Origin of the sequence: Nonomuraea sp. NPDC049709 (assembly GCF_040674815.1) — a bacterium.
Taxonomy (GTDB): Bacteria; Actinomycetota; Actinomycetes; order Streptosporangiales; family Streptosporangiaceae; genus Nonomuraea.
Window position 1 is genome coordinate 25,366 of sequence record NZ_JBFANM010000043.1, and the last position, 26,897, is coordinate 52,262.

The 26,897-nt window shown below is 70.8% G+C and carries 25 protein-coding genes; 15 read left to right on the forward strand and 10 right to left on the reverse strand.

The window, feature by feature from the left end; all coding sequences use genetic code 11:
• Window positions 1-1,456 precede the first annotated feature (1,456 nt).
• From tsf to AB0J69_RS36245, 4 genes are all read left to right on the forward strand, one after another.
• A complete protein-coding gene (gene tsf, locus AB0J69_RS36230; RefSeq protein ID WP_364126954.1) occupies window positions 1,457-2,290 on the forward strand; it encodes a translation elongation factor Ts in 834 nt (277 codons plus the stop codon).
• A gap of 145 nt (window positions 2,291-2,435) precedes the next feature.
• Window positions 2,436-3,134 carry a UMP kinase gene (gene pyrH, locus AB0J69_RS36235; protein WP_043634871.1) on the forward strand — a complete coding sequence of 233 codons (699 nt, stop codon included), beginning with the start codon at window positions 2,436-2,438 and terminating at the stop codon, window positions 3,132-3,134.
• Window positions 3,135-3,177: 43 nt separating this feature from the next.
• A complete protein-coding gene (gene frr / locus AB0J69_RS36240; RefSeq protein ID WP_364126957.1) occupies window positions 3,178-3,735 on the forward strand; it encodes a ribosome recycling factor in 558 nt (185 codons plus the stop codon).
• A gap of 98 nt (window positions 3,736-3,833) precedes the next feature.
• Window positions 3,834-4,673 carry a phosphatidate cytidylyltransferase gene (locus AB0J69_RS36245; protein ID WP_364126960.1) on the forward strand — a complete coding sequence of 280 codons (840 nt, stop codon included), beginning with the start codon at window positions 3,834-3,836 and terminating at the stop codon, window positions 4,671-4,673.
• 91 nt (window positions 4,674-4,764) lie between these two features.
• On the opposite strand, the gene AB0J69_RS36250 is transcribed toward AB0J69_RS36245, so the two are convergent.
• Entirely contained in the window at window positions 4,765-5,787 is a 1,023-nt protein-coding gene (locus AB0J69_RS36250; protein ID WP_364126963.1) for a suppressor of fused domain protein, read from the reverse strand.
• A 119-nt stretch (window positions 5,788-5,906) separates the two neighbouring features.
• Between AB0J69_RS36250 and rlmN the strand changes: the two genes are divergently transcribed.
• Window positions 5,907-7,007, forward strand: a complete 1,101-nt coding sequence (gene rlmN, locus AB0J69_RS36255) for a 23S rRNA (adenine(2503)-C(2))-methyltransferase RlmN (RefSeq protein ID WP_364126966.1) — start codon at window positions 5,907-5,909, stop codon at window positions 7,005-7,007.
• 19 nt (window positions 7,008-7,026) lie between these two features.
• Here rlmN and AB0J69_RS36260 read toward each other — a convergent pair whose 3' ends face one another.
• From AB0J69_RS36260 to AB0J69_RS36270, 3 genes are read right to left on the reverse strand one after another with little or no spacing between them, the layout of a single operon-like run.
• Window positions 7,027-7,740, reverse strand: coding sequence for an SGNH/GDSL hydrolase family protein (locus AB0J69_RS36260; protein WP_364126969.1), 714 nt, complete (start codon window positions 7,738-7,740; stop codon window positions 7,027-7,029).
• 37 nt (window positions 7,741-7,777) lie between these two features.
• Window positions 7,778-8,446, reverse strand: a complete 669-nt coding sequence (locus tag AB0J69_RS36265) for a hypothetical protein (protein WP_364126971.1) — start codon at window positions 8,444-8,446, stop codon at window positions 7,778-7,780.
• Complete coding sequence (locus AB0J69_RS36270) at window positions 8,443-9,177, reverse strand: ATP-binding cassette domain-containing protein (protein WP_364126974.1); 735 nt, start codon at window positions 9,175-9,177, stop codon at window positions 8,443-8,445. Before AB0J69_RS36270 ends, AB0J69_RS36265 begins: the two co-directional genes overlap by 4 nt.
• A gap of 115 nt (window positions 9,178-9,292) precedes the next feature.
• Here AB0J69_RS36270 and AB0J69_RS36275 point away from each other — a divergent pair, with 115 nt between their 5' ends.
• Entirely contained in the window at window positions 9,293-9,814 is a 522-nt protein-coding gene (locus AB0J69_RS36275) for a DivIVA domain-containing protein (RefSeq protein WP_364126976.1), read from the forward strand.
• On the opposite strand, the gene AB0J69_RS36280 is transcribed toward AB0J69_RS36275, so the two are convergent.
• On the reverse strand, window positions 9,811-10,458 hold the full coding sequence (locus AB0J69_RS36280; RefSeq protein ID WP_364126979.1) for an HAD-IA family hydrolase: 648 nt from the start codon (window positions 10,456-10,458) through the stop codon (window positions 9,811-9,813). The two genes, AB0J69_RS36275 and AB0J69_RS36280, sit on opposite strands and share 4 nt — an antisense overlap.
• 19 nt (window positions 10,459-10,477) lie before the next feature.
• On the opposite strand from AB0J69_RS36280, the gene AB0J69_RS36285 reads away from it, so the two are divergent.
• Window positions 10,478-10,966, forward strand: a complete 489-nt coding sequence (locus tag AB0J69_RS36285; RefSeq protein WP_364126982.1) for a GNAT family N-acetyltransferase — start codon at window positions 10,478-10,480, stop codon at window positions 10,964-10,966.
• A 27-nt stretch (window positions 10,967-10,993) separates the two neighbouring features.
• On the opposite strand, the gene AB0J69_RS36290 is transcribed toward AB0J69_RS36285, so the two are convergent.
• The 5 genes from AB0J69_RS36290 to iolC form a co-directional block, all read right to left on the reverse strand.
• Window positions 10,994-11,977: an AI-2E family transporter gene (locus AB0J69_RS36290; protein WP_364126985.1), complete on the reverse strand. Its 984-nt coding sequence runs from the start codon at window positions 11,975-11,977 to the stop codon at window positions 10,994-10,996.
• Between the two features lie 61 nt (window positions 11,978-12,038).
• Window positions 12,039-13,886 carry a 3D-(3,5/4)-trihydroxycyclohexane-1,2-dione acylhydrolase (decyclizing) gene (gene iolD / locus AB0J69_RS36295; RefSeq protein WP_364126989.1) on the reverse strand — a complete coding sequence of 616 codons (1,848 nt, stop codon included), beginning with the start codon at window positions 13,884-13,886 and terminating at the stop codon, window positions 12,039-12,041.
• Window positions 13,883-14,725, reverse strand: a complete 843-nt coding sequence (gene iolB, locus AB0J69_RS36300; RefSeq protein WP_364126992.1) for a 5-deoxy-glucuronate isomerase — start codon at window positions 14,723-14,725, stop codon at window positions 13,883-13,885. Before iolB ends, iolD begins: the two co-directional genes overlap by 4 nt.
• Entirely contained in the window at window positions 14,722-15,618 is an 897-nt protein-coding gene (locus AB0J69_RS36305; protein WP_364127127.1) for a deoxyribose-phosphate aldolase, read from the reverse strand. Before AB0J69_RS36305 ends, iolB begins: the two co-directional genes overlap by 4 nt.
• A 5-nt stretch (window positions 15,619-15,623) precedes the next feature.
• Entirely contained in the window at window positions 15,624-16,562 is a 939-nt protein-coding gene (iolC, locus tag AB0J69_RS36310; RefSeq protein ID WP_364126994.1) for a 5-dehydro-2-deoxygluconokinase, read from the reverse strand.
• A 263-nt stretch (window positions 16,563-16,825) separates the two neighbouring features.
• Here iolC and AB0J69_RS36315 point away from each other — a divergent pair, with 263 nt between their 5' ends.
• From AB0J69_RS36315 to AB0J69_RS36350, 8 genes are read left to right on the forward strand one after another with little or no spacing between them, the layout of a single operon-like run.
• A complete protein-coding gene (locus AB0J69_RS36315) occupies window positions 16,826-18,214 on the forward strand; it encodes an extracellular solute-binding protein (protein WP_364126997.1) in 1,389 nt (462 codons plus the stop codon).
• Window positions 18,189-19,121, forward strand: coding sequence for a sugar ABC transporter permease (locus AB0J69_RS36320; protein ID WP_364127000.1), 933 nt, complete (start codon window positions 18,189-18,191; stop codon window positions 19,119-19,121). Before AB0J69_RS36315 ends, AB0J69_RS36320 begins: the two co-directional genes overlap by 26 nt.
• The gene (locus AB0J69_RS36325; protein WP_364127003.1) at window positions 19,118-19,936 is read left to right on the forward strand and encodes a carbohydrate ABC transporter permease; all 819 of its coding nucleotides are present in this window, start codon (window positions 19,118-19,120) and stop codon (window positions 19,934-19,936) included. The genes AB0J69_RS36320 and AB0J69_RS36325 overlap by 4 nt, the downstream gene beginning before the upstream one ends.
• Entirely contained in the window at window positions 19,936-21,000 is a 1,065-nt protein-coding gene (locus AB0J69_RS36330; protein WP_364127005.1) for an ABC transporter ATP-binding protein, read from the forward strand. Before AB0J69_RS36325 ends, AB0J69_RS36330 begins: the two co-directional genes overlap by 1 nt.
• Window positions 20,997-22,169 carry a CehA/McbA family metallohydrolase gene (locus tag AB0J69_RS36335; protein WP_364127008.1) on the forward strand — a complete coding sequence of 391 codons (1,173 nt, stop codon included), beginning with the start codon at window positions 20,997-20,999 and terminating at the stop codon, window positions 22,167-22,169. Before AB0J69_RS36330 ends, AB0J69_RS36335 begins: the two co-directional genes overlap by 4 nt.
• A complete protein-coding gene (locus AB0J69_RS36340; protein ID WP_364127010.1) occupies window positions 22,160-23,053 on the forward strand; it encodes a TIM barrel protein in 894 nt (297 codons plus the stop codon). The genes AB0J69_RS36335 and AB0J69_RS36340 overlap by 10 nt, the downstream gene beginning before the upstream one ends.
• A complete protein-coding gene (locus AB0J69_RS36345; RefSeq protein WP_364127012.1) occupies window positions 23,050-24,129 on the forward strand; it encodes a Gfo/Idh/MocA family oxidoreductase in 1,080 nt (359 codons plus the stop codon). Before AB0J69_RS36340 ends, AB0J69_RS36345 begins: the two co-directional genes overlap by 4 nt.
• Entirely contained in the window at window positions 24,126-26,867 is a 2,742-nt protein-coding gene (locus AB0J69_RS36350; RefSeq protein WP_364127014.1) for a glycoside hydrolase family 38 C-terminal domain-containing protein, read from the forward strand. Before AB0J69_RS36345 ends, AB0J69_RS36350 begins: the two co-directional genes overlap by 4 nt.
• The last annotated feature ends 30 nt before the right edge of the window (window positions 26,868-26,897 follow it).

Genomic DNA, 26,897 nt, shown 5'->3' on the forward strand with positions numbered 1-26,897 from the left:
CGGCCCGGATTCGAGGGCCGGCAAGGGCTTACCGCAGTTCGGCCGCAGGCTTCTCGTGACCTGACTGAAGGTCTCGGGTGGCCGGGGCTCCTGGCAACAGGGGCTCGGGCGGTCGGGCTCGTGAGATTCCGATCTCGGGTGGCCGGGCTCCTCGCATTTCGATCGCGGATGGTCGGGGTGCGAGGGGTCGGCCACCAGGGCCGGGACAGCGTCCTGATCATGGCTCGGCCGCGCAGGGCAGGCGTTCCTGACGGGAGCACAGCCTCGCTAGCAGGGTTGTGGCGCCGGGCGAGGGCAGTTGCCCAGGCTCGGGTGAGCACGGCAATGCAGGGCAGGGCGAGCGGAACAAGCAAGGCAACGTGACAGCTGAATAGGGAAACCACCGGCGGGTCAGGGCCCTGGGTGGTCGGTCAGGCAAGCTGCGTGTCCTGGCTCGGCAAATGGCTGAGCTAGGACGGCACGCCGGGCAAGGCGACTCCAGGGTTCAGGCGGTAAGCCAGGCCGAAGCGAAGTGGTACCGGGCCGAACCGAAGTGGTGCTGGCCCGAACCGAAGCAATGCTGGGGCCGAACCGAAGCGTCAGGCATCGAGGCGAGGTGGGTGGTCGGACAGGGCTGGGGCGGGTGCCTCGGTCAGGTCCGATGGCCGCCGAGCCGAGATGGCACGACGAGGTGAGGCGCAGTGAGGTCGATCGCCAGGCTGAGCTCAGAAGATGGGCGAGGTGAGGCGGTTGGCGGGCCGGGAGCATGGTGCTGAGGTGAAGCGGTCGCCGATCCGTGGTGGTGCCCAGGTGAGGCGATTGCCGATCCGAGGTGTGGTGCCAGGTGAGGCGATGGCTGCTCCGGGGTGGTGTCCAGGTGAGGCGAAGGTCGAAGCTGGGTGCCGGGCCTTGGGGGGCGGCGGCTGAGCCGGGGTTACCGCGTCCGGGCCGGCTGGTGGCTGATCTTCGGCACGGCACCGGGGTGAGGTGATCGCCGACCTTTGGTCCGATGGGCCGGGGTGAGGTGATTGCCGAGCTGCGGCGCGAGGGCTGAGGTGAGGCGATCGCCGAGCTTGGTCCGGTGGGCTGAGGTGAGGTGATTGCCGAACCTGGTCCGGTGGGCCGGGGTGAGGTGATTGCCGAGCTGCGGTGCGAGGGCTGGGGTGGGTGATCGCTGAGCTTGGTCCGGTGGGCCGGGTGAGGTGGTTGCCGAGCTTTGGTGCGAGCGCCGGGGTCAGGTGGCTGGAGCGGGGCCGTGAGCTTATGTGAGGCGGTGCTGAGCTGAGGTGGTAAGCCGAGGCAAGGCTGGGCAGTATGCCGGGCGAAGCAGCAGCAGAGCCGGGCTGAGCCGAGCCCCGCGCAAGACAACGCTCCTGTACGGCACACGCCTGCCGTACGAACCCAGGGTGGGTGGCCGGATCCCGGTGCCCGCCCGATCCACGATGACGACGACGAAATCCCACAAGGAAAAAGAGCAATGGCTTCCGTGAACATGGCCGACGTCAAGCGGCTTCGCGAGATCACCGCTGCCGGCATGATGGACTGCAAGAAGGCGCTGGAGGAGTCCGAGGGCGACTTCGACCGCGCCATCGAGCTGCTGCGTCTCAAGGGCGCCAAGGACGTGGGCAAGCGTGAGGCCCGTACCGCGTCCAACGGCCTGGTCGCGCTCAAGCAGGACGGCGACTCCTCTGCCGCGCTGCTCGAGCTCAACTGCGAGACCGACTTCGTGGCCAAGGGCGAGCGCTTCCAGGAACTGGCCTCCCAGGTCGTCGCGCACGTCCTCGAGACCAAGCCCGCCGACGTGGCGGCGCTCCTCGAGTCCGCCTTCGACGGCAAGACCGTCAAGGAGCACCTCGACACCGCCAACGCCGCGCTCGGTGAGAAGATCGAGATCCGGCGGTTCGCGGTGCTGGAGGGCGGCTACATCGGCGCCTACATGCACAAGACCGACCCGGCCCTGCCGCCGGCGGTCGGCGTGCTGGTCCAGCTGGACAAGCCGAACGCCGAGGTCGCCAAGGACATCGCGCAGCACGCTGCCGCGATGGCCCCGCAGTACCTCAAGCCGGACTCCGTGCCCGCCGAGGTCGTCGACAAGGAGCGCAAGCTCTTCGAGGAGATGACCCGCGAGGAGGGCAAGCCGGAGGCCGCCATCGGCAAGATCGTCGAGGGTCGCGTGAACGGCTGGTACAAGGACTTCACGCTGGTGCAGCAGGCCTTCGTCAAGGACAACAAGAAGAGCGTGGGCAAGTACGCTGACGAGAACGGCGTCGAGGTACTCGGCTTTGTCCGCTTCAAGGTCGGTCAGGCTTAGGCTTAGGCAAGCTGCCAGCTCAACGATCCACCGAATGAAGGAGGCCGCCGCCGTGCAGGACCACCGGGAGTCAGCCCACGAATCCACACGGACGGCGGCTTCCTCATCTCAAAACCCGCAAGGTCCACTCAGGTGGAAGCGGGTGATGCTGAAGCTGTCAGGAGAGGCGTTCGCCGGCAGCGAGCCGCTGGGCATCGATCCGGTGGTCGTCGATCACCTGGCCGATTCGATCGCCGAAGCGGTCAAGGAGGGCGTGCAGGTCGCGGTCGTGGTCGGCGGCGGCAACATGTTCCGTGGCGCCACCCTGTCGCAGGGCGGCATCGACCGGGCCAGGGCCGACTACATGGGCATGCTCGGCACGGTCATCAACTGCCTGGCACTGCAGGACTTCCTCGAGCGGCGAGGCGTGGAGACCCGCGTACAGACCGCCATCACCATGCAGCAGGTCGCCGAGCCGTTCCTGCCGCGCCGCGCGATCAGGCACCTCGAGAAGGGGCGCGTGGTCATCTTCGGCGCGGGGCTCGGCTCGCCGTTCTTCTCCACCGACACCGCGGCGTCCCAGCGGGCCCTGGAGATCGGCGCCGAGGCGCTGCTCAAGGGTACGCAGGTGGACGGGATCTACGACTCCGATCCACGCAAGAACCCGGACGCGGTCAGGTTCGACCATCTTGACTACGGCGAGGTGCTGCTGCGTGACCTCGCGGTCATGGACGCCACCGCGATCAGCCTGTGCAAGGACAACGATCTGCCGATTGTGGTCTTCGACCTCATGGGCGAGGGCAACATCCTGCGAGCGGTGCGCGGTGAGAAAATCGGCACGCTGGTGAGTCCCGCAGGCAAATGAGGGAGCGAGCCCGACACCGCCAGCTAGAAGACAGGGAGCCGCTGTGATCGACGAAACCCTCCTCGAAGCCGAGGAAAAGATGGACAAGGCCGTTTCGGTCGCGAAAGAGGACTTCGCGAGCATCCGTACGGGCCGCGTCACCCCCTCGATGTTCAACAAGATCAACGCCGAGTACTACGGCACGCCGACGCCGATCCAGCAGTTGGCGTCGTTCCACGTGCCCGAGGCGCGCATGGTGCTGATCCAGCCCTACGACAAGAGCTCGATGACCGCGATCGAGCGGGCCATCCGCGACTCCGACCTCGGCGTCAACCCCACCGACGACGGTAACGTGATCCGTGTGACGTTCCCGGAGCTGTCCGAGGAGCGCCGCAGAGAGTACATCAAGGTCGCCAGGAACAAGGGCGAGCACGCCAAGGTGTCGATTCGCAACATCCGTCGCTCCGCCAAGGAAGTCCTCGACAAGATGATCAAGGACGGCGATGCGGGCGAGGACGAGGTCAGGCGGGCCGAGAAGGAGCTCGACGACCTCACCCAGAAGCACGTCGCCAAGATCGATGAGCTGCTCAAGCACAAGGAAACCGAGCTGCTCGAGGTCTGAGCGGCGCGCCGCACGGCGGACCGCGTCCAGTGGGCCGCCGCAGGTCTGCACCTACGGCCCTCGCCCGACGGCGGGGGCCGTGGCTCTTGGAGAACTCTGTGGAAGAACGTACGGCTGGCACCAGCTCGAGCGGCGGCAGCCGTACCGGTAGGAACCTGCCTGCCGCGATCGCGGTGGGCGTGGTGCTGGGCGCACTGGTCATCGGCACCGTTTACACGATCAAGGAGCTGTTCCTCCTGGTGGTCGCCGGGGCCGTCGGCGTCGGTGTGCTCGAGCTGACCAAGGCCTTCGCCACCCGTGACATCAAGGTTCCGGCCGTGCCGGTGCTGGTGGGCCTGGTGGCGATGCAGGCGGGGGCGTACTGGGGCGGGCCGCTCTGGTTGCTGGCCTCGTTCGCGGTGTTCGCGTTCGTGCTGCTGATCTGGCGGATGTTCAGCGACGGCACGGAGGGTTACGTACGCGACGCGTCCGCGTCGGTGTTCACGCTGTTCTACCCGGCGATGCTGAGCGCGTTCGCGGCGTTGCTGCTCAGCGCGGACGACGGCAGCCACCGGGTGGTGATCTTCATCGCGGTGACCGTGGCGAGCGACATCGGCGGCTACATCGCGGGCGTGCTGTTCGGCCGGCACCAGATGACGGTGATCAGCCCGAAGAAGACGTGGGAGGGGATGGCCGGCTCGGTCGTCGCGTGCGTCGCGGTCGGGGCCTGGCTGGTGACGTGGCTGCTCGGCGGGGAGCTCTGGCAGGGTGCGCTGATCGGGGCGCTGGGGGCGCTGCTGGCCACCGTGGGCGACCTGATCGAGTCGATGATCAAGCGGGATCTCGGCATCAAGGACATGGGCACGATCCTGCCGGGACACGGCGGGCTGATGGACCGGCTGGACTCGCTGGTGACGACGCTGGTGCCGGTCTGGCTGCTGATGACGCTGTTCTTCTAGTGCCCCTGAGCCACCAGAGCTTGCTCTTCTGGTGCCGCTGAGCCACCAGACTTGCTCTTCTGGTGCCGCTGAGCCTCCAGAGCTTGCTCTTCTAGTGCCGCTGAGCCTCCAGGGCCTGCGTGGTGACGGGGGAGAGCCAGAGCCAGCGGACTGCCTCGCCGCCGAACGCGAATCCTGACATGTCAGGCATGTGGGGTGGGTTGGCCTGCATGAGGACGCCCGAATACTGCGGGCCCAGCGGGAACGTCGACGGGTCGTGATACCACTTCGCCGTGTGCCCGTGGCCCAGCCACGTGACCGAGTGCCAGGGATACTGCGACAGCCACACCAGCAGCAACGCCGCGTCCCGCGGGTCCTCTCGGGTGGCCACGGCCAGCTCGATCCGGGCGTACGCGCCGGGTTTGTCGATCCACTGCTCCACCGTCGGCATGCGCTGGCAGCTCATCCCGACCGTGGACAGCACGGTGAAGGCGCGGTCGTGGTGCGGCGGGCGTTCGGTGATGCCGACGGTCGGCAGCCGCTCGCCGCTGGCGTCCCAGTATCGGCCCGCCGGCCCCAGCGCCCGGTCCAGGTGGCCCATGACGAACTGCTGGAACGAAGGCCAGGAGCCTTCGCTGTGCCGCCAGCGCCAGTAGGATCTGGCGTTCGAGATACGGGGTTGCAGCCCTTCCAGCGCCTCCGACAGCGCCCACGCGAACGGTGACTCGCCCACCGCGTCGCGCGCGTAGCCGGGCATGCCCCGGCTCATGTCGGCCCAGCCGGGGATGACCGCCAGCAGGTCGTCGTCCTCGTAGAGGGCCACGCCGTCGCCCTCCTCGAACCACAGCGGGCTGAGTTGCCCGAGCGGCCGGCGGCCCTCCGGGTGCAGCGTGTTGGGCCTGGGCATCAGCGGCGGCAGGCCGGCGTTGATCCGGGGAAGGTCCACCACGGGCGGGGCGGGGCGGTGGTTGGCCAGCCAGACGGCGCCGTGGACCGTGCCGTCGGGCGAGCACAGGTAAGCTACCGAGGAGTCCTCGTCCCGCTCGACCACGAGCGTCCGGCTCCCGTACGGGTTGCCGGCGGCGAGCACGACCTCGGTGCCACCCTCGCCAGATGCCGACCGAAAAATCGCCATACGAGATGACTGTAGATCGGGCGGCGACCAAGACGCGAGCCGTACCGTGACCAGGAATGCCACCTCCGATCCGAACGTTCACTACCCTGGTCGACAACCCCTCAAGCAAAGGCAGTAACGTGTCCCAGCCTCCAGGTCAGCTCACCTTCGTCGCGCCCCGGCGGGCCAAGCCCGCCCGGCATCTGGCCGACCTGTCGATGGCCGACCGGCGGGCCGCGGTCACCGAGCTGGGCGAGAAGGCCTTCCGGGCCGACCAGCTCTCGCGCCACTACTTCGAGCGCCTGACCACCGACGTGGCCGCCATGACGGACCTGCCGGCGACGTCCAGGGAGAAGCTGTCGACGCTGCTGCCCGACCTGCTCACGCCGGTCAAGGAGCTGACCACCGACGGGGGCACGACCCGTAAGACGCTGTGGCGGCTGTTCGACGGGGCCCTGGTGGAGTCGGTGCTCATGCGCTATCCCGACCGGGCCACGATGTGCGTGTCGTCCCAGGCCGGTTGTGGCATGAACTGTCCGTTCTGTGCCACGGGCCAGGCGGGGCTGACCCGCAACATGTCGACGGCCGAGATCGTCGAGCAGGTCGTCTCCGGGGCGCGCGCGCTGGCCGCCGGGGAGGTGCCCGGTGGGCCCGGGCGGGTGAGCAACGTCGTGTTCATGGGCATGGGCGAGCCGCTGGCCAACTACAAGCAGGTGATCGGTGCGGTGCGCCGCATGGTCGAGCCGGCGCCGCACGGGCTGGGCATCTCGGCGCGGGGCGTCACGGTCTCGACCGTCGGGCTGGTGCCGGCCATCGGCAAGCTCGCCGACGAGGGGCTGCCGGTCACGCTGGCCCTGTCGTTGCACGCGCCGGACGACGAGCTGCGCGACACGCTGGTGCCGATCAACACGCGGTGGAAGGTGGCCGAGGTCCTCGACGCGGCCTGGGCGTACGCGGCCAGGACGAAGCGGCGGGTCTCGATCGAGTACGCCCTGATCAAGGACATCAACGACCAGGAGTGGCGGGCCGACCTGCTCGGCAAGCTGGTCAAGAACAAGCTCGTGCACGTCAACCTGATCCCGCTCAACCCGACGCCCGGCTCCAAGTGGACGGCCTCGCGGCCGGAGGACGAGCGGGCGTTCGTGCGGCGGCTGCAGTTCCACGGGGTTCCGGTGACGGTGCGCGACACGCGCGGGCGCGAAATCGACGGCGCCTGCGGGCAGCTCGCCGCCGCCGAGTAGCCACTCCCGGCGCAGGGGGTCAGTGGGGGGCGATGGAGCGGGTGACGAAGCCCTCGACGAGGTCCGCGATCATGGCCGCGCCGCGCCCGTTCAGGTGGATCGTGTCGGTGGTGAGCTGGAGGCCCCGGCGCTTCGAGATCGTGTCCAGGCTGCGGCCCAGCAGGAAGTGCTGCATCGCGGCAGTCTGCGCCAGCAGGCCCTCCGCGCGGTAGGCCGTGCCGGGTGTCCGGCCCCGCTCCTCCAGGTACGCGGTCATCCGTTCGTTGAGCGGCAGGTACGTGACGCCCTCCCGAGCCGCGACCCGGCGGACGATGTCGCTGTACTCGGCCGCCCGCCGTACCGGCACCGAGGCGAGGTCCTCGCCGATCACCGGCAGGGAGATCAGGGCCACGCGGGCCATCGTCTGGTCCTGCAGCCGCCGGGCGACGGTCGCGAGGTTCGCGGCGTAGTCCGCGGCGGTGGGGTCGGCGGCGAGCTTCCAGCGTCTGCGCAGCGCCCGGGCGCGCTTGCCGCTCAGCGTGGCGTTCGCGTCGTTGGTGCCGATCAGCACGGTCACCACGTCCGGGTCCTGCGCGATGACGGCGTCGAGCCGCTTGACCAGCTCGGATGACGGCTCGTAGTTGACCCCGGCGTTGATCACGGTGTCATCGGGCAGCCGGGTCCGGAGCAGGGCCACGTAGTCGGCGCTCACCTGGCCGCGCGTGATGCTGTCGCCCAAGCAGATCAGTTTCACCGTCGCCTCCTCCATGGGTGGGTGAGTGCTTACTAACCTACACCCTCCGCCGGACCCACACGTAGGCTCCCAGGCCGACGACGCACCAGGCCAGCGAGATCGAGGCGAGCTGGGGGAACTGGGCGACGAGGTCGCCGGAGTTCGCGGCCTTCATCCAGCGCAGCAGCGGGACCGTGAGCCAGTACAGCGAGGTGGCGCTGACCAGCAGCATCGCGATGAAGCCGAACAGCAGCGTCATGATCGACACGGCCGGGGACGGGAGGACGGCGCGGCTGGTGAGAGCGCCGAGCGCGGTGCCGGCCAGCGCGGACAGGGCGTACAGGAGGAGGGCCGCGCCCAGCACGCCGGAGGACGGCGATCCCGTGATGCCGAGCAGCATGGCCCAGCCGAGGGCGAGCGCCGCCAGCACGGCACACGCCGCGAACGCCGCCAGCAGCCCCGCCGCCACCTCCCTGCCCCGCCCGCCGACCTGGACCGCCGACATCTCGCGCTGCCGGTCGGGCTCGGTGTCGAGCAGGCTCCGGGCCGTCCAGGCCAGGACAGGGATGATCAGGACGCCGCCGTCCGTGAGCACGGTGGCCTCCTCACCCCTCGGCGCCCGGCTGCCGTGGATGACCGCCTGCATGGCCAGCATGAGGAGGAGCGCCTGGTAGACGCGGTGCGAGCGGACGTACGCGGCCAGGCGGAAGGCGGCCAGGGCGATCACCGGGTCTCCTCGATCTCGCGCGTCCGGTAGCCCTCGTCGCGCATCCTGGCCAGGAAGCGCGGGAGCTCGTCGGCGGGCAGGGTGACGGCCACAGTGACCGGCGCTGTGGCCTTGGCGTGTTCGACGGCGGGCGCTGCCGTGCCCTCCTTGAGCCGGCCGTCCACCACGGACCACTGGCGGACGCCCGGGAGGCCGCGCAGGCCGCCCTGGTGGTCGCTGGCGATGACGATGCCGCCCCGGCCCGCCACCTCGGTCGCGATCGAGGGCAGCGTCTCGCGCGTGTCGACGTCCAGACCGGCGAACGGCTCGTCCAGGATCAGCAGCCCCGGCTCGGCCATCAGCGCCTGGACCAGGCCGACCTTGTGCGCGCTGCCCTTCGACAGGTCGCCCAGCGGGGTGTCGAGGAGGTGGCCCATGTTCAGGCGCTCGGACCACGGCTCCCAGCGGGCGCCGCCGCGTACGCGGGACATGTGCCGCAGGTAGGCCGTGACCGTGAACGGCTGGCCCGTGGGGAACCGGTCAGGGGCGAAGCCGACGACCGGCGGGCGGTCGGCGATCGTGCCCGCCGTCGGCCGCGCCAGGCCCGCCAGGAGGCGGAGCAGAGTCGACTTGCCGGCTCCGTTCACGCCGGTCAGCTCGATCACGTCGCCGGGGGCGAGGTGGGCATCGGCGTCCTCGATGACGAAAGAATCACGCCTTCGGTAGCGGAAAGAGACCTTGGACAGACGCATGGTCCTGTAACGGTATATGTCGGGTCGCAGGGCCGTCATAAAGGTCCGACAATGGAGGGACCCCAGCACATCTCAAGAGGAGTGAGGCTTGAACCGCTTTCCGCGCGTCATGGGTATGCGTTCAGGCTATGACCCCGTCGAAGTGGACGCCCTGATCGGACGGATCGAGGCGACCCTGGGCCGGGGATCGCACACCCTGGAGCCCGTCACCGCCGACGAGGTACGTACGGCCACGTTCCGCGCCAAGCGCGGCGGCTACCAGGAGACCCCGGTGGACTTCGCCCTGGAGGCCTTCGTGGTGGCACTGGAGACCCAGGCCAAGCGCCCCGTACGCCTGGCCATGGCCGAGCCCACCGGCGAGCTGCTCCGCGAGGAGTGGTTCGAGTCCCAGGCCGCCCGGGTGGAGCGCGTGGCCTTCCGCCCCGGCCGCATGGGCACCGGCTACAACGAGGACGAGGTCGACACCTTCCTCGACCGGATCGTGGCCACGCTGCGCGGCACGACCGACTACCCGCTGACGGCCAAGGAGGTGCGGGAGGCGAAGTTCTCGACCGTGATGTTCAGGTCCGGCTACCTGATCGCGGACGTGGACTCCTTCCTCACGGGCATCGCCGACGTACTGGAGCAGCGGGTCTAGGCGGCCTCCACCGCGGTGAGGAGGCCGCGCAGGTCGGGCAGGACCCGCTGGACGACCGTCGGGTCGGACGGCCGGTCGCCGTGGCGGTTGATCCACACGCGGGGCAGGCCCAGCCGATGCGCGGGCACCAGGTCGTGGAAGTAGCTCTGGGCCACGTGCACCCACACCTCCGGCTCGTACGAGCGCCGGAACAGCTCGAAGTGCGCCTCCGCCGGTTTGTACGCCCCCGCGTCCTCCGCCGTCACCACCGCGTCGAACGGCACGGGCAGCCGCCGCCGGGTCTCGGCGATGAGGTCGCGGTCGCAGTTCGTCAGCAGCGCCAGGCGCCACCCGGCCGCGCGCAGCTCCGACAGCTCGGTCCCCACCTCGGGGAACACCGGCCAGTACGGCAGCGTCGCGGCCAGCACCGAGGCGTCGTCCGCGGCCAGCTCCACCTTCTCCTCCGCGCACGCCCTGCGCAGCGCCTCCGCCAGCACGTGGCGGTAGCGCAGGCCGGGGGACTCGGTCTGGACGGCGTGCTCGTGCCGGTTGTACGCCTCCAGCAGCCGCGCCCCCTGGCCGGGAGCGATCAGCTCGGCGCTGGTGAGGATGCCGTGCCGCCAGTCGATCAGAGTTCCGAAACAGTCGAACGTAGCCCATCGCATAGGTCTCATAATGACGGTCATGACAATCTCCGTGCGTTCCATCCGGCCGGACGACCTGTCCGTGGTCACGCGGGTGATCAGCGGGAGCTGGGGCGGCACCACCCTGATGGTCCTGGGGTGCGGCGAGCTGGTGGACACCACCAAGCTGCCCGGGTTCGTCGCCGAGGTGGACGGTGAGGTGGCCGGCGTCGTCACGTACATCGAGGATGAGGGCGCCGTGGAGGTGGCCTCGCTCGACGCCGTGCTGCCCGGCAGGGGCGTCGGGCGGGCCCTGCTCGACGCCGTGCGGGCGGCGGCGGCCGAGCGCGGCGCGGCCCGGCTCTGGCTGGTCACCACCAACGACAACACGCACGCCCTGCGCTTCTACCAGCGTTACGGGTTCGACCTCGTCGCGCTGCGCAGGAACGCCATGGACCGCGTGCGCGAGCTCAAGCCCGGCATCCCGGCCGAGGCCGGCGGGATCCCGATCAGGCACGAGCTGGAGCTCGAACTGCTCCTCGGTCCCTAGCGCGACGGCCGTGGCGGCCCGGAGCGGTCAGGCGGTCTTCGTGCGGTGCAGCAGGGCGACGATGACCGAGGTCACCGGGGCGGCCAGGAAGGCGCCGGCGATGCCCGCGATCACGCTGCCCACGGTGATCGCCACCAGGATGACCGCGCCGGGCAGGTCGAGCGCCTTGCCGTAGATCTGCGGCGCCAGCACGTGCCCCTCGATCTGCTGCACCGCCACGGTCACGGCCACCACGATCAGGGCCACCAGCACGCCCTTCGACACGAGCGCCACCACCGCGGCCAGCAGCCCCGCCATGAACGCCCCCACCACCGGCAGGAACGCCCCCACGAACGTCAGCACCGCCAGCGGCAGCGCGAGCGGCACCCCGAGGATCCACAGCGCGATCCCGATGAAGAACCCGTCGACCGCGCCCACGATCGCGATGCCGCGGATGTAGCGGCCGATCACCGAGAAGACCAGGTGGCCGGTCTCGGCCAGCCGTGTCCTGGCGGAGGCCGGCGCCAGGGCGATCAGCCAGCGGAAGAGCTTGTCGCCGCCGTGCACGAAGTAGACCGACAGGATGACCGCCAGCACGGCCCCGATGACGATCTCGCCCACCGTCCGCACCCCGGCCAGGGCTCCGCTGGTGACCTGCCGGCCCTGGGTGGACAGGTAGTCCCTGGCCTGGTCGATGAGCTGCTGGTCGTCGAGGCCGAACCGGGCGGTCAGGTCGTGCAGGTCGTCGAGCACCTTGCCGACGCTGTCACGCAGCTGCGACACGCTGTCCACCGTGGGCGGGACCAGCAGCGCGAAGAGCGCGCCCGCCAGCAGGAGGCCGCCGGCGAAGACGATCGTGGTGGCGAGCGCCCGGCCGAGCCCGCGCGACCTGAGCCACTTGGCCGGGGGTAGCAGCAGGGCCGTGAGGAAGACGCCGATGATGATCGAGATGGCCACCGTCCGCACGTGGTAGAGGCAGAAGAAGGCCACCGCGATGACCGCGAACCAACCCAGCAGCCGCCACGGCCCCATCCCCTGCCCCCTATCGTGCCTGGTCAGAGGAGTTCCCCCAGGTGATCGGGGGCAACCCTGCTCAGCCGGGCGGGGCCAGGCTGGGGCGCTGGGAGCGCTTGTTGGCCTCGTACGTCTCCCGCGCCGCGTACGTGGCGCTCGTCGTCGCCACCTGCGCCACGGGCACGTCCCACCACGCCTCGGAGGACGGCGCGTCGTCGGCCAGGGGGTCGGTGCGGACGTAGATCACCGTGGTCTCCGCCGCCGAGCGGGCCGCGTCGAGCGCCTTGCGCAGGTCGGAGATCGACTCCGGACGCAGCACCGTGGCCCCGAGGCTGGCCGCGTTGGCCGCCAGGTCCACCGGCAGCGGGCCGCCGTCGCGGCGCTGGTAGGAGGTGCCGAGCCGCTCCGCGCCGACGCTCTCGGACAGGCGGCCGATGGAGGCGAAGCCGGAGTTGTCCACCAGGATCACGACCAGCTTGACGCCCTCCGAGACGGCCGTGACCAGCTCCTGGGCCATCATCAGGTAGGAGCCGTCGCCGACCAGCACGAACACCTCGCGCTCTGGGGCCGCCATCTTCACGCCCAGCCCGCCGGCGATCTCGTAGCCCATGCAGGAGTAGCCGTACTCGACGTGGTAGCTGCCCGGGCCGCTGGGGCGCCAGAGCTTGTGCAGGTCGCCGGGCATCGACCCGGCAGCGCACACTACTACGCCGTCGTCGCCGGCCGCCGCGTTGACCGCGCCGATCACCGCGGACTGCGCGATGAGGGGGCCCTCCGTCGCGTACGCCGCGTCCACGGCCGCGTCCCACACCCGGGTGAGCTCGGTGGCCCGCTCGCGGTAGGCGGCGGGAGTGCTCCAGCCCGCGCACGCCTCGGTCAGGTCGGCCAGCCCCTCGCGGGCGTCGGCGACCAGTTGCAGGCCGGACAGCTTGGCGGCGTCGAAGCCGGTGATGTTGAGGTTCACGAATCGGGCGCCGGGGGCGAAGATCGTCCTGGAGGCGGTGGTGAAGTCGCTGTAGCGGGTGCCGACGCCGATGATCAGGTCGGCGTCGCGGGCCAGCGCGTTGGCGGCCGTGGTGCCCGTCGCGCCGATGGCGCCCATCGCCAGCGGGTGCCCGTGGGGCAGCGCGCCCTTGCCCGCCTGCGTCTCGGCCACCGGGACACCGTGCGCCTCGGCGAACGCGCGCAGCTGCCCGGTCGCCTCGCTGTAGATCGTCCCGCCGCCGGCCACGATCAGCGGGCGTTCGGCCGCCCTGATCAGCTCGGCGGCCCGCGCGAGGGCCGAGCGCTCGGGGCGCGGCCTGGGGATGTGCCAGACCCGGCGGGCGAACAGCTCGTCCGGCCAGTCGAACGCCTCCGCCTGCACGTCCTGCGGCAGCGCCAGCGTCACCGCGCCGGTCTCGGCCGGGTCGGTGAGCACCCGCATGGCGGCCAGCAGCGCCGAGGGGAGCTGCTCGGGGCGGTTGATCCGGTCCCAGTAGCGGGAGACCGGCTTGAAGCAGTCGTTGACCGAGATGTCGTAGGAGCGCTGGTCCTCCAGCTCCTGCAGCACCGGGCTCGCGACGCGGGTGGAGAAGATGTCGCCGGGCAGCAGCAGCACGGGCAGGCGGTTGATGGTCGCGCCCGCCGCGCCGGTGATCATGTTGGTCGCGCCGGGGCCGATCGAGGTGGTGCAGGCCAGGGTGGCCAGCCGGTTGCTCGCGCGCGCGTAGGCGGCCGCCGTGTGGACCATCGCCTGCTCGTTGCGGCTCAGGTGGTAGGGCAGGTCCTCGGTGGAGGTGGCCAGCGCCTGGCCGAGGCCGGCGACGTTGCCGTGGCCGAAGATGCCGGTGCAGCCGCCGAAGAACCGGCGCTCCGCGCCGTCGCGCTCGCTCCACTGGTGGGCCAGGAAGCGTACGACGGCCTGCGCGACGGTCAGCCGGATCATGGGGTCCTCCCGAACGGCAGTCTGGGGTCGATGGGCCGGCCGTCCCAGGAGGCGCGGATCCAGGCGTGGCGGGGGTCGTCGCAGAACGCCATCGAACGTTGCTCCGCGGGGCCGGCCAGGACGTTCAGATAGTAGAGGTCGTAGCCGGGGGCGGCCATCGAGGGGCCGTGGTAGCCGTACGGGACGAGCACCACGTCGCCCGAGGAGACCTCGGCCAGGGTGTCGATCTGGCCGCGCTCCGAGGAGTAGACGCGCTGGTAGCCGATGCCCTGGTCGGCGACCTCGAAGTAGTAGATCTCCTCCAGCACCGCCTCACCCGGGTTGGGGGTGTCGTGCTTGTGCGGCGGGTAGGACGACCAGTTGCCGTCGGGGGTGAGCACCTCGACGGCCATGAGCTTGTCGCAGCCGTCGAACGCGTCGGGGGAGCAGAAGTTGTTCACCTGGCGGGTGGCCTGGCCGGCGCCCCTGATCTCGACGGAGACCTCGGCGGCGGCGACGTAGCGGGGGGCGAGCGCGCGGGTGGCGCGGGCCGAGGGGAGCGCGATCCGCCCGGAGCCCTCCAGGGTCACATGCGTAGAAATCGGGATATAGGCGAAATCGGAGGGGCCGTCGAAGACCGACGACCGGCCGTTCAGCACGAACATGTCACCCGGGATCGTGACGGTGCAGGAGCCCGCCAGGGGCAGCACCAGCAGCTCCTCCTCGCCGGTGTCGAACGAGATCGGGGCGTCGGTCAGGTCGGCGATGCGCAGGCCCGAGTAGGTCCAGCCCGCCAGGGACGGGGTGATCTCCACCGACCAGGGGCCGCTGGCGGTCTTGCCGTACGGAAGGTAGGTCATGCGCGGGCCTCTCGCACCAGTGCCGCGGCGCCGTCCACGGCCGTGGCGACGTCGTCGTCCGGAGGGTAGAGCAGGGCGCGCCCGACGACCAGGCCGCGCACGCCGGGCAGGCTCAGCGCGCGGTGCCAGTCGGCGTAGGCGGCGTCGATGTCGGGCGGGTCGCCGCCGAGCAGCAGGGCGGGCAGCGTGGTGGCGGCCATCACGCGCTCCATCTCGGCCACGGCCGGGATCTTCAGCCAGGTGTAGGCCGAGGTCACGCCGAGCGCCTGGGCGACGCTGATGGCGCGGATCACGGCGTCGGGCGACAGGTCGTTGCGCAGCGCGCCCGACTCGGAGCGCAGCGACCAGAACGGCTCCACCATGGCCACCAGCCGCCTGCGGGCCAGGTCGGTGACCGCGCGGGCGCACGACTCCAGCGTGGCCACGGTCGCGTGGTCGGAGGGGTCGATACGGCAGAGCATCTTGCCGCCGTCGAGCCGCATGGTGTCGATCGAGGCGGCGTCGAAGCCGGTGAAGCGGTCGTCCAGCTCGAACACCGAGCCCTGCAGGCCGCCCCGGTTCATGGAGCCGAAGGCCAGCTTGCCCTCCAGCGCCCCGAGTAGGAGCAGGTCCTCCAGGACGTCGGGGGAGGCCAGGATGCCGTCCACCCCCGGCCTCGACAGGGCCAGGCGCAGCCGGTCGAGCAGGTCGGTGCGGCTGGCCATGGCCAGCGGCCGGTCGCGTACGCCCAGGGCGCCGCGGGCCGGGTGGTCGGCCGCGATGATCAGCAGCCGCTCACCCTCGCCGGGCAGGCCGCGCCGCTCCCGGCGGGCCGCGGCCGCGGCGATCTTCTCGGGGCTGGTGGCGCGGATGTGGGTGAGCCGCCCGTAGTCGGCCGCCCTGGACAGCGTGATGTCGCTCAAGAGCGCGCCCCGTTCAGCAGATCGTCGACCTCGGCGGTCGTCGGCATGGCGTCGGCGCAGGCCAGGCGGGCGGCCACGAAGGCGCCGGCCGCGTTGGCGAAGCGCAGCGTGCGCTCCAGCGGCCAGCCGCGCAGCAGCCCGAGGCAGATGGCGCCGCCGAACGCGTCTCCCGCGCCGATCCCGTTGACCACCTTCACCTCCATGGGCTCTACCAATGCGCTCTCCTCGGAGGTACGCGCGAAAACCCCTTCGGGGCCCATTTTCACGATCGCGACGCGTACTCCGGCGTCCAGCAGCGCCTGCGCGGCCGCCTCCGGATCGCGTACGCCGACCGCGACCTCGACCTCCTCCAGGTTGCCCACCGCGACGTTCGCCCGCGGCAGGGCCCGCCGCGCCGCCTCGTGGGCGGCCTCCGGCGACTCCCACAGCGCGGCCCGGTAGTCGAGGTCGAACACCGTCCACCCGGAGGAGCGGACCGCCAGCGCGGCGGCGTGGGCGGCGGCGCTCGGCTCCTGGCTGAGCCCCGTCAGCGAGAACCAGAACAGCCCCGTCGCCGCGATCGCCTCCAGGTCCAGCATGGACGGGGAGAGCTGCAGGTCGGGCGGGTGCTCGCCGCGGTAGAAGTAGATCGGGAAGTGGTCGGGAGGGAAGATCTCGCAGAACGTCACGGGCGTCGGCGGGCCCTCGATGGTGTGCACGAAGGCGTCGTCCACGCCGAAGCCGCGGATCGCCCGGCGCACGTAGTCGCCGAACGGGTCCGCCCCCACACCGGTGATCACGGCGGGGCGCAGCCCGTGGCGCGCCGCGGCGACGGCCACGTTGGTCGGGCTGCCGCCGAGGAACTTGCCGAAGGTCTCGACGTCGGCCAGCCCGACACCGGTCTGCAACGGATAGACGTCGACGCCGCAGCGGCCGATCGTGATCAAGTCGTACAACAGCACCTCCAGGGACGGAGCTTACCCGCGACACTATGGCATATTGTCATGACATCTGGATGTCCGCTATGTTGCGCAATGTGCCCCGGCCGAAACCCCGGCGCCTCACATCGCATAGTGTCGGACAGTTAGATCGCTCCCAGTCGAGCAAAGACGCAGCATGCGGGCACATCCTCGAATTATGGCCAGGTCTTTACGTCATATGGATGTCATGACATATTGGCCCATGGCTCCTCCCTTTTCGGACACGTCGGAGGGTTTGCATGGCATTGCGGAAACGGTCGATGGGTGTGGTCGCGGTCATCACCGCGGCCGGTCTGGGGCTCGCCGCCTGCGGCCAGTCGTCCGGCGGGGACGGTGACGCGATCGAGCTGACGATCGCCCAGAACGCCATCGCGGGCGGGAAGAACGCGGCGGCCGCGAAATACATCGCCGACTGGGTGATCCCCAAGTTCGAGGCGGCCCAGAAGGCGAAGGGCAAGGACGTCACGGTCAAGTTCGTTCCCAGCGGAGTGGACGACGAGCAGTACAAGACCAAGCTCTCCCTCGACCTCAAGTCAGGCAAGGGCGCGGACGTGATCGACATCGACAGCATCTGGGCCGGTGAGTTCGCCGAGGCCGGCTACATCAAGCCGCTGTCGGAGCTGGTCGGGGCGGAGGCGGACAGCTGGGACGGCTGGGCGCAGATCCCCGAGGCGGTGCAGGGGATGGCCGAGTTCAACGGCAAGAAGTACGCCCTGCCGGTCGGCACCGACGGCCGGGTGCTCTACTTCAACAAGACCCTCTTCGCCAAGGCGGGGCTGCCGGCCGACTGGCAGCCGAAGAGCTGGCAGGAGGTCCTCGACGCCGGGACCAAGCTCAAGTCCTCCGGCGTGCCCGTGCCGATCCAGATCAACGCCGGCACCGCCATGGGCGAGGCCACCTCGATGCAGGGCGTGCTGCCGCTGCTCGCGGGCGCGGGCGGCGAGGTGCTCAAGGACGGCAAGTGGAGCGGCGCCTCCCAGCCGCTGAAGGACGCGCTCGGCCTCTACCAGAAGATCTACGGTGGCGGCCTCGGCGACCCCAAGCTCCAGCAGGAGGCCAAGGGCCGCGACAAGTCGTTCCAGCAGTTCGCCGAGGGCAAGATCGGCATCCTGATGGAGGGCGACTACTTCTGGCGCGGCGTGGTCAACCCCAAGGACGGCGTGGCCAAGATGGCCGACCGCGACCAGACCGTGGGATACGCCATGATCCCGGCCATGGAGCCCGGCAAGGGCCTCAGGGGCCAGGACTTCGTCAGCATGTCGGGCGGCGCGCTGCGTACGGTCAACCCCAACAGCAAGCACCCGAAGGAGGCCTTCGAGCTGCTGGCCTTCACGCTCTCGCCGGAGGCGCTGAAGGCGGAGACCGCGAACGGCAACGTCCGCGTCACGCCGCGCACCGACGTCAACAAGGAGATCCTGGCCGGAGAGCCGCTGCTGACGTACATCTCGGAGAAGGTGCTGCCGCTGACGGCCTACCGGCCGCCGGTCGCGGTCTACCCGCAGGTGTCGGTGGCGCTGCAGGAGGCCACCGCCGCGGTCGTGGGCGGGACCGCGCCCGACCAGGCGGCGGCCGACTACCAGAAGAAGCTTGAGGGAATCGTCGGTGGCGCAGGCAATATCGCCTCCTGAGGTCGAGCTCCCGGTAGAGCAGGAGCCCGTTCGCTACAGCTCGGACGCGGCGGGCCTGGGGAGGTGGCGGGCCGGGGCCTTCGTGGCCCCCGCCCTGCTCCTCATCGCCGTCTTCCTCGTCTTCCCCGCGCTCTGGGTGCTCTATCTCGGGCTCACGAACTACCGCCTGACCGGCATCGCGGCCGCGGAGCCGCAGTTCGTGGGGCTCGACAACCTCCTCGAGGCGGTCTCCAACCCCGCGTTCTGGGACTCGACGTGGCTGACCACGCAGTTCGTGCTGGGCTCGGCCGTCATCGGACAGGTCGGGCTCGGCTTCACCATCGCCTGGCTGCTGCGCGACCGGCGCGGCCCGCTGAAGCGGCTGGTCGAGGGCCTGGTCATCCTGGCCTGGATCCTGCCCAGCGCCATCGTGTCGTTCCTGTGGGTGGCGCTGCTCGACCGAGACGGCGGCACGCTGAACGCGCTGCTCGGCATCCCCGGGTTCGCCTGGCTGCTCGACCACCCGATGTTGTCGATCATCGTGTTCAACACCTGGCGCGGCACGGCGTTCTCGATGATGTTGTACGGCGCCGCGCTCGGGAACGTGCCCCCGTCGCACCTGGAGAGCGCCCGCCTGGCGGGGGCCTCCGGCTGGCAGCAGCTCAGGGACGTGGTGTTCCCGCACATCAGGGGCCACATCCTGACGAACCTGCTGCTCATCAGCCTGTGGACGTTCAACGACTTCACCCCCTTCCTGCTCACCGCGGGCGGCCCCGACGGCAAGTCCGAGGTGCTGGCCGTGCACGTGTACAAGGTCGCGCTGCAGGGCGGCGAGCTGGGCTACGGCGCCGCCGTCTCCACGATCATCCTGCTGATCAACCTGGTCGTGGCGGTGTTCTACCTGCGGCTGCTGCGGAGCAAGAAATGACGCGTTTCGTCCTGGGCCGGATCGGGTTCTGCACGCTGATCGCGGTGCTGCTGGCGTTCTTCACGATCCCGCTGCTGTGGCTGGTGACCGCGCCGTTCACCTCGGACCCCACGTACGAGGTGAACGTGCCCGACTTCACCCTGGACAACTTCCGGGCGGTGCTGGAGCACCCGTACGCGCTGCCGTCGTTGTGGAACTCGGTCGTCCTGTCGGCCGGCACCGCCGTGCTGGTGGTCGTCCTGGCGGCGCTGGCCGCCTACGCCCTGAGCCGGGTGCGGCTACCGGGGCGGGACGCGCTGCTGTACGCGTTGCTGCTGCTGTCGTCGATCATCACGGGCACGGCGGCGATGGTGCCGCTGTTCCAGCTCGCGGTCGAGCTGAACCTCATCGACTCCCAGTTCGGGCTGATCCTCATCCTGACCGGCGGCCTGCTGCCCGCGGCGATCTTCATGCTGAAGGACTTCATGGACTCCACCCCGAAGTCGTACGAGGAGTCGGCGCGGGTCTTCGGGGCCACGCCGCTGCAGATCGTCCGGCACGTGGTCGTCCCCCTGGTACGCCCCGGCCTGGCGACCATCGCCGTCTGGGCCGTGGCCAACGTGTGGGGGAACTTCCTGATGCCATACCTGCTGCTGAGCGACGTCGAGAAGCAGCCGGCGGCCGTGATCACGTACACGCTGTACACCGAGGGCGGCCAGGCCAACCTGAGCATGTTGTCCACGTTCGGGCTGCTGTACTCGATCCCGGTGGTGCTCATGTACCTGTTCGTCAGCAAGAAGTACGGCTTCCGCTTCCACGGAGGGATCAAGCGTTAATGGCCGCCATCGAACTACGCGGGCTGACCAAGGTCTACCCCGGCGGGGTGAAAGCGCTCGACGCGCTCGACCTGGCCGTCCCCGACGGCGAGTTCTTCGCCCTGCTCGGGCCCTCCGGCTGCGGCAAGACCACGCTGCTGCGCACGATCGCCGGGCTGGAGACCGCCACCGGCGGCGCCGTGGTGATCGGCGGGCGGGACGTCACGGGCGTGCAGCCGGGCGGCCGGGACGTGGCGATGGTGTTCCAGGACTACGCGCTGTTCCCGCACATGGACGTCACGGAGAACATCGCCTACCCGCTGCGGATCAAGAAGGTCCCCAAGGGCACACGCCGCGACAAGGCCGTCGAGGTGGGAGCGCGGCTCGGGCTCGAACACCTCATGGACCGGCGGCCCGGCCAGCTGTCCGGCGGGCAGCAGCAGCGGGTCGCGCTGGCCAGGGTGATGGCCACGCAGGCGCAGGCGTACCTGTTCGACGAGCCGCTGTCCAACCTGGACGCCCGGCTGCGGCTGGAGGCGCGCACGTTCCTCAAGAAGCTCCAGCGCGAGCTGGGCGTCACCACCGTCTTCGTCACCCACGACCAGGCCGAGGCGCTGGCCATGGCCGACCGGATGGCGGTCATGGAGGCGGGGCACATCCGGCAGATCGGCACGCCGGCGGAGGTGTTCCAGCGGCCGGCCAACACGTTCGTCGCCGGCTTCATCGGCTCGACACCCATGAACCTGCTGGACGGCACCGTACGAGGTGACACGCTGGAGGTGGCAGGGTGCAAGGTCGCGGTCCCGGCCTCCGCGGAGGGGCTGCTGTCCGACGGGGAGAAGATCGTGTACGGCGTGCGGCCCGAGTACATGACCTACTCCGCCGAGGCCGCGGAAGGGGCGTTCGGCGGGAAGGTGGCGATCGTGGAGAACCTGGGCGCGTCCCATCTCGTGACCCTCGACGTCAACGACACGACCGTGCAGGCCGTCGTGCCCGAGGGCAGTGAACCCGCCGTGGGGGATGACGGTCATGCGCTGCCCCGGCGCGACCGGGCACTCGTCTACCGGAACGGAGAGCTGGTGTGAGAGGGCACTGGTCGCTGGACGACCGGCTGGAGCGGATCCTGCGGGAGGTGCCGTTCGAGGTGCCGCCCGGGGCGGCCGCCGTCACCGTGAAGCTCTCCTACGACAGGTCGCAAGGGGTGATCGACCTCGGATGCGGCTCCCCGGACGGCTTCCGCGGCTGGTCGGGAGGCGCGCGCGACGAGTACACGATCACCCGCGACTGGGCCACCCCCGGCTACCTGCCGGGCGAGCCGGAGGCCGGGACCTGGCACGTGTGGCTGCGCCTGCACCGGATCCCGTCGCAGGGCCTGGACTACACCCTGGACATCTCGTTCGAGAGCGTGCCCGAGCCCGTCGCCGGGGAGCCGCCGCACGGCGAGCGCCCGCCCCGCCGGGACATCCCCGACATCGACGGCCTGCGCTGGTACGCCGGTGACTTCCACGCCCACACCCTGCACAGCGACGGCAGCCTGACCATCGCCGAGCTGGCGGAGCTCGCCCGCGGGCGCGGGCTCGACTTCCTGGCCGTCACCGACCACAACACCGTCAGCCACCACCCCTGGCTGGGCAAGATCGACCGGGACGTCACGCTCATCCCCGGCCAGGAGGTCACCACCGACCGGGGCCACGCGAACGTGTTCGGCGACGTCGGCTGGGTGGACTTCCGGCAGCCGGCCGACTCCTGGGTGGAGCACGCCGAGCGCGAGGGCGGGCTGATCTCGATCAACCACCCGCTCGGCGGCGACTGCGCCTGGCTGCTGCCGATCAGCCGCCGGCCCCGGGTCGCCGAGGTGTGGAGCTCCGGCTGGTGGGATCGCCGCTGGGGCGCGCCGCTGGCCTGGGCCGACGCTTGGCGCGACGACGTGATCGCGATCGGCGGCAGCGACTTCCACCGCCCCGGCTCCGACGGCCTGCCCGGCGCGCCCACGACCTGGGTGCTGGCCGAGGAGCCCGGTTCCGTGCTGGACGGCGTGCGGGCCGGCCGCACCGCCGTCTCCACGGGCCCCGACGGGCCGCTGCTGGTCAGGCTGGGCGACGAGCTGCTCGCGCTGGACGCCGACGGCCTGGTGCTGGTCCGCCCCGACGGCACCCGGCAGGTGGTCCGCGGCGAGCGGGTGCTGCTGCCGGCGATCGACGGGCCGCACCGGTTGGAAACCTACGAGAACGAGGTGATCGCCCTATGCGCGTGAGGAAAGTCGCCAACGCCCCTGTGAGCTTCGGCGTGTTCGAGCTGAGTGACGCGCCGCCGCCGCTGACCCCCGACGAGATGGTCGGCGCGCTGTCCGAGGCCGGTTACGAGGGCATCGACTCCGGCCCGATCGGCTACCTGGGCACCGGCTCCGAGCTGGCCGACCGGCTGGCCGGGGCCGGGCTGCTGCTCGCGGGCGGCTGGGTGGACCTGCGCTACGGCGACGCCGAGGCGTACGCTCGCGGGCTGCCCGCGCTGGAGGCCGCGCTCGACGTCTTCGCCGCCGCCCCCTCCGGTGAACTGGCGCCGCGGCCCACGCTGGCCTGCTCGGGCTCCCCGGAGCGGTTCGCCCGCCCGGGAGGGACCGCTCCAGGGCTGGCCGCCTCCGACTGGCCCGCGTACGCCGCCCGCGTCCAGGAGGCCACCGACCGGTGCCGCGAGCGCGGGTTCGAGCCCGCCTTCCACCATCACCTCGGCACGTACGTCGAGACCCCCGAGGACGTCGAGCGCCTGCTGGAGCTGACCGACGTGCCGCTCTGCCTGGACACCGGGCACCTGCTGCTGGCCGGGGGAGACCCGGTCGCCTGCCTGCGCGCGTGGGCGGACCGGGTCGGGCACGTGCACATCAAGGACGGCGACACGAAGATCCTGGCCCAGGCCCTGTCGGACGGCGTGGACCTGCGCGAGCTCATGGGCCGCGGCGGGTTCGCCCGGCTCGGGGAGGGCGAGCTGGACCTGCCCGGCGTGGTGCGGACGCTGGACGAGATCGGCTACGCCGGCTGGATCGTCATCGAGCAGGACACCCTGCCCGGGCGGCGCACGGTCGCCCAGAACATCGCCGATCAAGCGGCCAATCGCCGGAAGTTGAAGGACTTGGGACTTTGAGAATCGCTCTTGTGGGTTGCGGGGCCGTCACCCAGGCGGTCTACGTGCCGCTGCTGTCGAGGCGGCGCGACCTGTTCGAGGTGGTGGCGGTGTGCGACCTGTCGCGCACGCTCGCCGACGTGGTCGGGGACCGGCTGGGCGCCTCCCGGCGGTTCACCGATGTGGCGGAGATGCTGGCCGACGGCGGCTTCGAGGCCGTCGTCGTGCTGGCCTCCGGCTCCCACGGCGAGACCGTGCGGCAGGCGCTGGCCGGCGGGTACGCCGTGTTGTGCGAGAAGCCGCTCGCGCTGACCAGGGCCGAGGTGGCGGCGCTGCCCGAGGGGCGGCTGATGGTCGGCTACATGAAGCAGTACGACCCCGCCGTGCGCCGGGCCGAGGAGGTGCTGGCCGGGCTGGGCGGGCCCGAGGTGATCCGGGCGGTCGAGGTGACGGTGCTGCATCCGAGCGGGGAGTCGCAGCTCGCGTTCGCGAATTTGGCGCAGGCCCGCGACGTGGACGCCGGGCTGCTCGCCGCGCTGCGCGCCGCGGAGACCGATCTGGTGTCGCGGGCGCTGGGGGAGTCGGCGCCCGAGGCGGTGCGGAACCTCTACGGGGTGGCGTTGGGCTCGATATGCCACGATTTGTCGCTCTTGAGGCGCTTTACTGGCTCGCCTACGGAAATTTCGTACGTTGAGACGTGGGGGCCCGCGCCCGGCTCCATCGAGATCTCCGGGCCGCTGCCGATCCGGGGCCGGTTCTCCATCCGCTGGCACTATCTGGAGGACTATCCCGCCTACCGCGAGACCGTGGTCGTCCACCATGACCGGGGCTCGCTCCAGCTGGTCTTCCCCTCGCCTTATCTGATGAATGCCCCGACCAGGCTCACCGTGGTTTCCGACGGCGAGAGCCGTACGCACTGGCGGGACGTGACTGAGGCATTCGAGGTACAACTCCTGGCCTTCCATGCTTACGTGAACGATGGCAAGCCGCCGCTGACCGACGTGGGCGGCGGGCTGGAGGACATCGTCACGGCGCAGCGGATCGCGGCCCGTTACGCCGTACAGCATGATCTGCCCATTGGAGGGGAGGCAGCGTGAGCAAGGAGATCGTCGTCGTACCGCACACGCACTGGGACAGGGAGTGGTACGAACCGTTCCAGCGTTTCCGGCTGCGCCTGGTGGCGCTGCTGGACGAGGTGCTCGACACCATGGAACGCGAGCCGGCCTACCACTTCACCCTGGACGGGCAGCTCGCCTGCGTGGACGACTACCTGGAGGTGCGCCCGGAGAATCGCGACCGCGTGGCGGCCCTGGTGGAGTCGGGGCGGCTGGCGGTGGGGCCGTGGCAGATCCTGCTCGACGAGTTCCTGTGCTCCGGCGAGAACATCATCCGCAACCTGGAGCTGGGCATGGACCGGGCGGACAAGCTCGGTGGCGCCATGCCGGTCGGCTACCTGCCGGACATGTTCGGCCACACGGCCCAGATGCCGCAGATCCTGCGCAAGGCCGGGCTGCTGCACGCCTGCGTGTACCGCGGGGTGCCGTCCTCGGTCACCACCGACGCGTTCGCCTGGGTCGCCCCCGACGGCACGGCGCTGCGCACCCAGTACCTCCCGGCGGGCGGCTACGGCAACGGGGCCCACCTGTTCTACGACGCGCAGGGGCTGGAGGAGCGGGCGGCGGCGTTCGTCAAGACCATGCGGGAGTGGCACGGTCCCGAGGGGTCGCTGCTGGCGATGTACGGGACCGACCACTCGGCGCCCGTGCGCGGGCTGCCGGAGATGGTGGCGGCGATCGGCGCCCGCATGGACACCTTGTCCGGATATATCGGTTCTTATTCGGGTGAAGTGGATGGCCTGCCCGAGGTGCACGGAGAGCTCCGCTCCCACGCCCGGGCCAACATCCTGCCCGGCGTCATCTCCGTCCGCGCCCACGTCAAGCAGGCCATGGGCCGCGCCGAGCGGATGGTCGAGCGCTACGCCGAGCCGCTGGCCGCCCTCTGGGGCGAGAAGTGGCCGGGCCGCTTCCTCGACATGGCGTGGTGGCGGCTGGTGGACGCCAGCGGCCACGACTCGGTGACCGGGTGCGGCGTGGACGAAACCGCCCAGCAGGTGGCCGCCCGCATCGCGGAGGCCGAGCAGCTCGGGCAGGCCGTGCGCGACATGGTGACCGCCCGCCTGGCGCGGACCGTACCGTCCGACGGGGTGCTGATCGTCAACCCGACGCCGGACGCGCGGGGCGGGGTCGTGATCGTGGACGTCGCCGGGATGGACCCGCTGGTGGACCCGTGGGGCCGGCCGGTGCCCACGCAGCCCCTCGAGTACGCGGCCACGCTGCTGCTCGACGAGGAGATGGACCCCGCCACGGCGCTGACCTTCATCCACGGCACCGAGCTGTACGGCCAGCACATCACCGACTGGACGGTCGAGGGCGACACGCTGGTCTTCACCGTGGCCCGCGAGACCTCGGTCGTCTTCGACGTGGACGACCTGCGGGGCGCCCTCGACGGCGTGACCCGCGTCCGCATCGTCGCCGAGCCGCGCCGCACGGTCGCGGTCCTGGTGGAGGCCCCGCCGCTCGGCCACACGAGCATCCGCCCCGTCCCCCACGACCGGGTCTACGGCCCCGCCCGGACCGAGCGGGTCCACCCCATGCTCGGCGAGCACCATCCGTCCTGCTGGCTCCGCTCCGACTCGGCGGCCCTGCCGGTGCGCGGCGACCACGAGGTGCTGGACAACGGGCTGCTGCGGGTCACCATCGAGCCGGAGGGCACGCTGACGCTGGTCGGCCAGGACGGCACCACGGTCACCGGCGCCGGCCGCATCGTGGACCGCGGCGACGTGGGCGACACCTACAACTACGCGCCCCCGCTGGCCGACCTCCTGGTGTCGGAGCCGGAGCGGGTCGAGGTCGAGCTGCTCTGCTCGGGGCCGCTGGTGTCGATCGTGGAGGTGCGGCGTACGTACCGCTGGCCAGTCTCGGGCGAGGGCGTGGACGGCGCTCCGGAGGTGCCCGCCATGACGCGCAGCTCCAGGACGGAGGACATCACCGTCACCACCCAGGTCGAGCTGCGCGCGGGCGAGCCGTTCGTCCGCCTGCGCGTCGAGTTCGACAACCGCTGCGACGACCACCGGGTACGCCTGCACGTCCCGCTCCCGTCGGCGGCCACGCACTCGTACGCCGAGGGCCAGTTCGCGGTCGTCACCCGTGGCCTCACCTCGGAGGGCGGCTGCGGCGAGACCCCGCTGCCCACCTTCCCGGCCTCCTCCTGGGTGGCCGCCGGAGGTGTGGCGGCGCTGCTGGAGCACGTGACGGAGTACGAGGTCGAGGACGGGGAGCTGGCTCTGACGCTGCTGCGCTCGGTCGGCTACCTCTCCCGCAACCGCAACGCCCTCCGCCCCGAACCGGCCGGCCCCCAGCTGCCCACTCCGGCGGCGCAGTCGCGCGGGGTGCGGTCGGTGAACCTGGCGCTGATGCCGTACCAGGGCTCCTGGGAGGAGGTGGTGCCGCAGGCGGAGTCCTTCCGGCACGACCTGCTCGTGGTGCCGGGGCAGGGCGAGCGCTTCCTCCCGCTGCCCTCACCCGCGGCCGGGCTGTCGGTGACGGGCGAGGGCGTGGTGATGACCTCGCTGCGGGACCGGGACGGCTGGAAGGAGCTCCGGGTGGTGGCCCTCACCCCCGAGCCCACCGAGGCGGTCATTTCGGGCGACCTGACCGAGGCCCGGCAGGCCGACCTCCGAGGGCGTCCGGGGGAGCCCGTGCAGGTCAGGGACGGTGTGGTGCGATTGCCGCTGGAAGCGTGGGAGATCGCGACCATCCAGTTCCGTCAGCAGTGAGCAATTGAGGTTGTTCGCCGGGGACGGCCC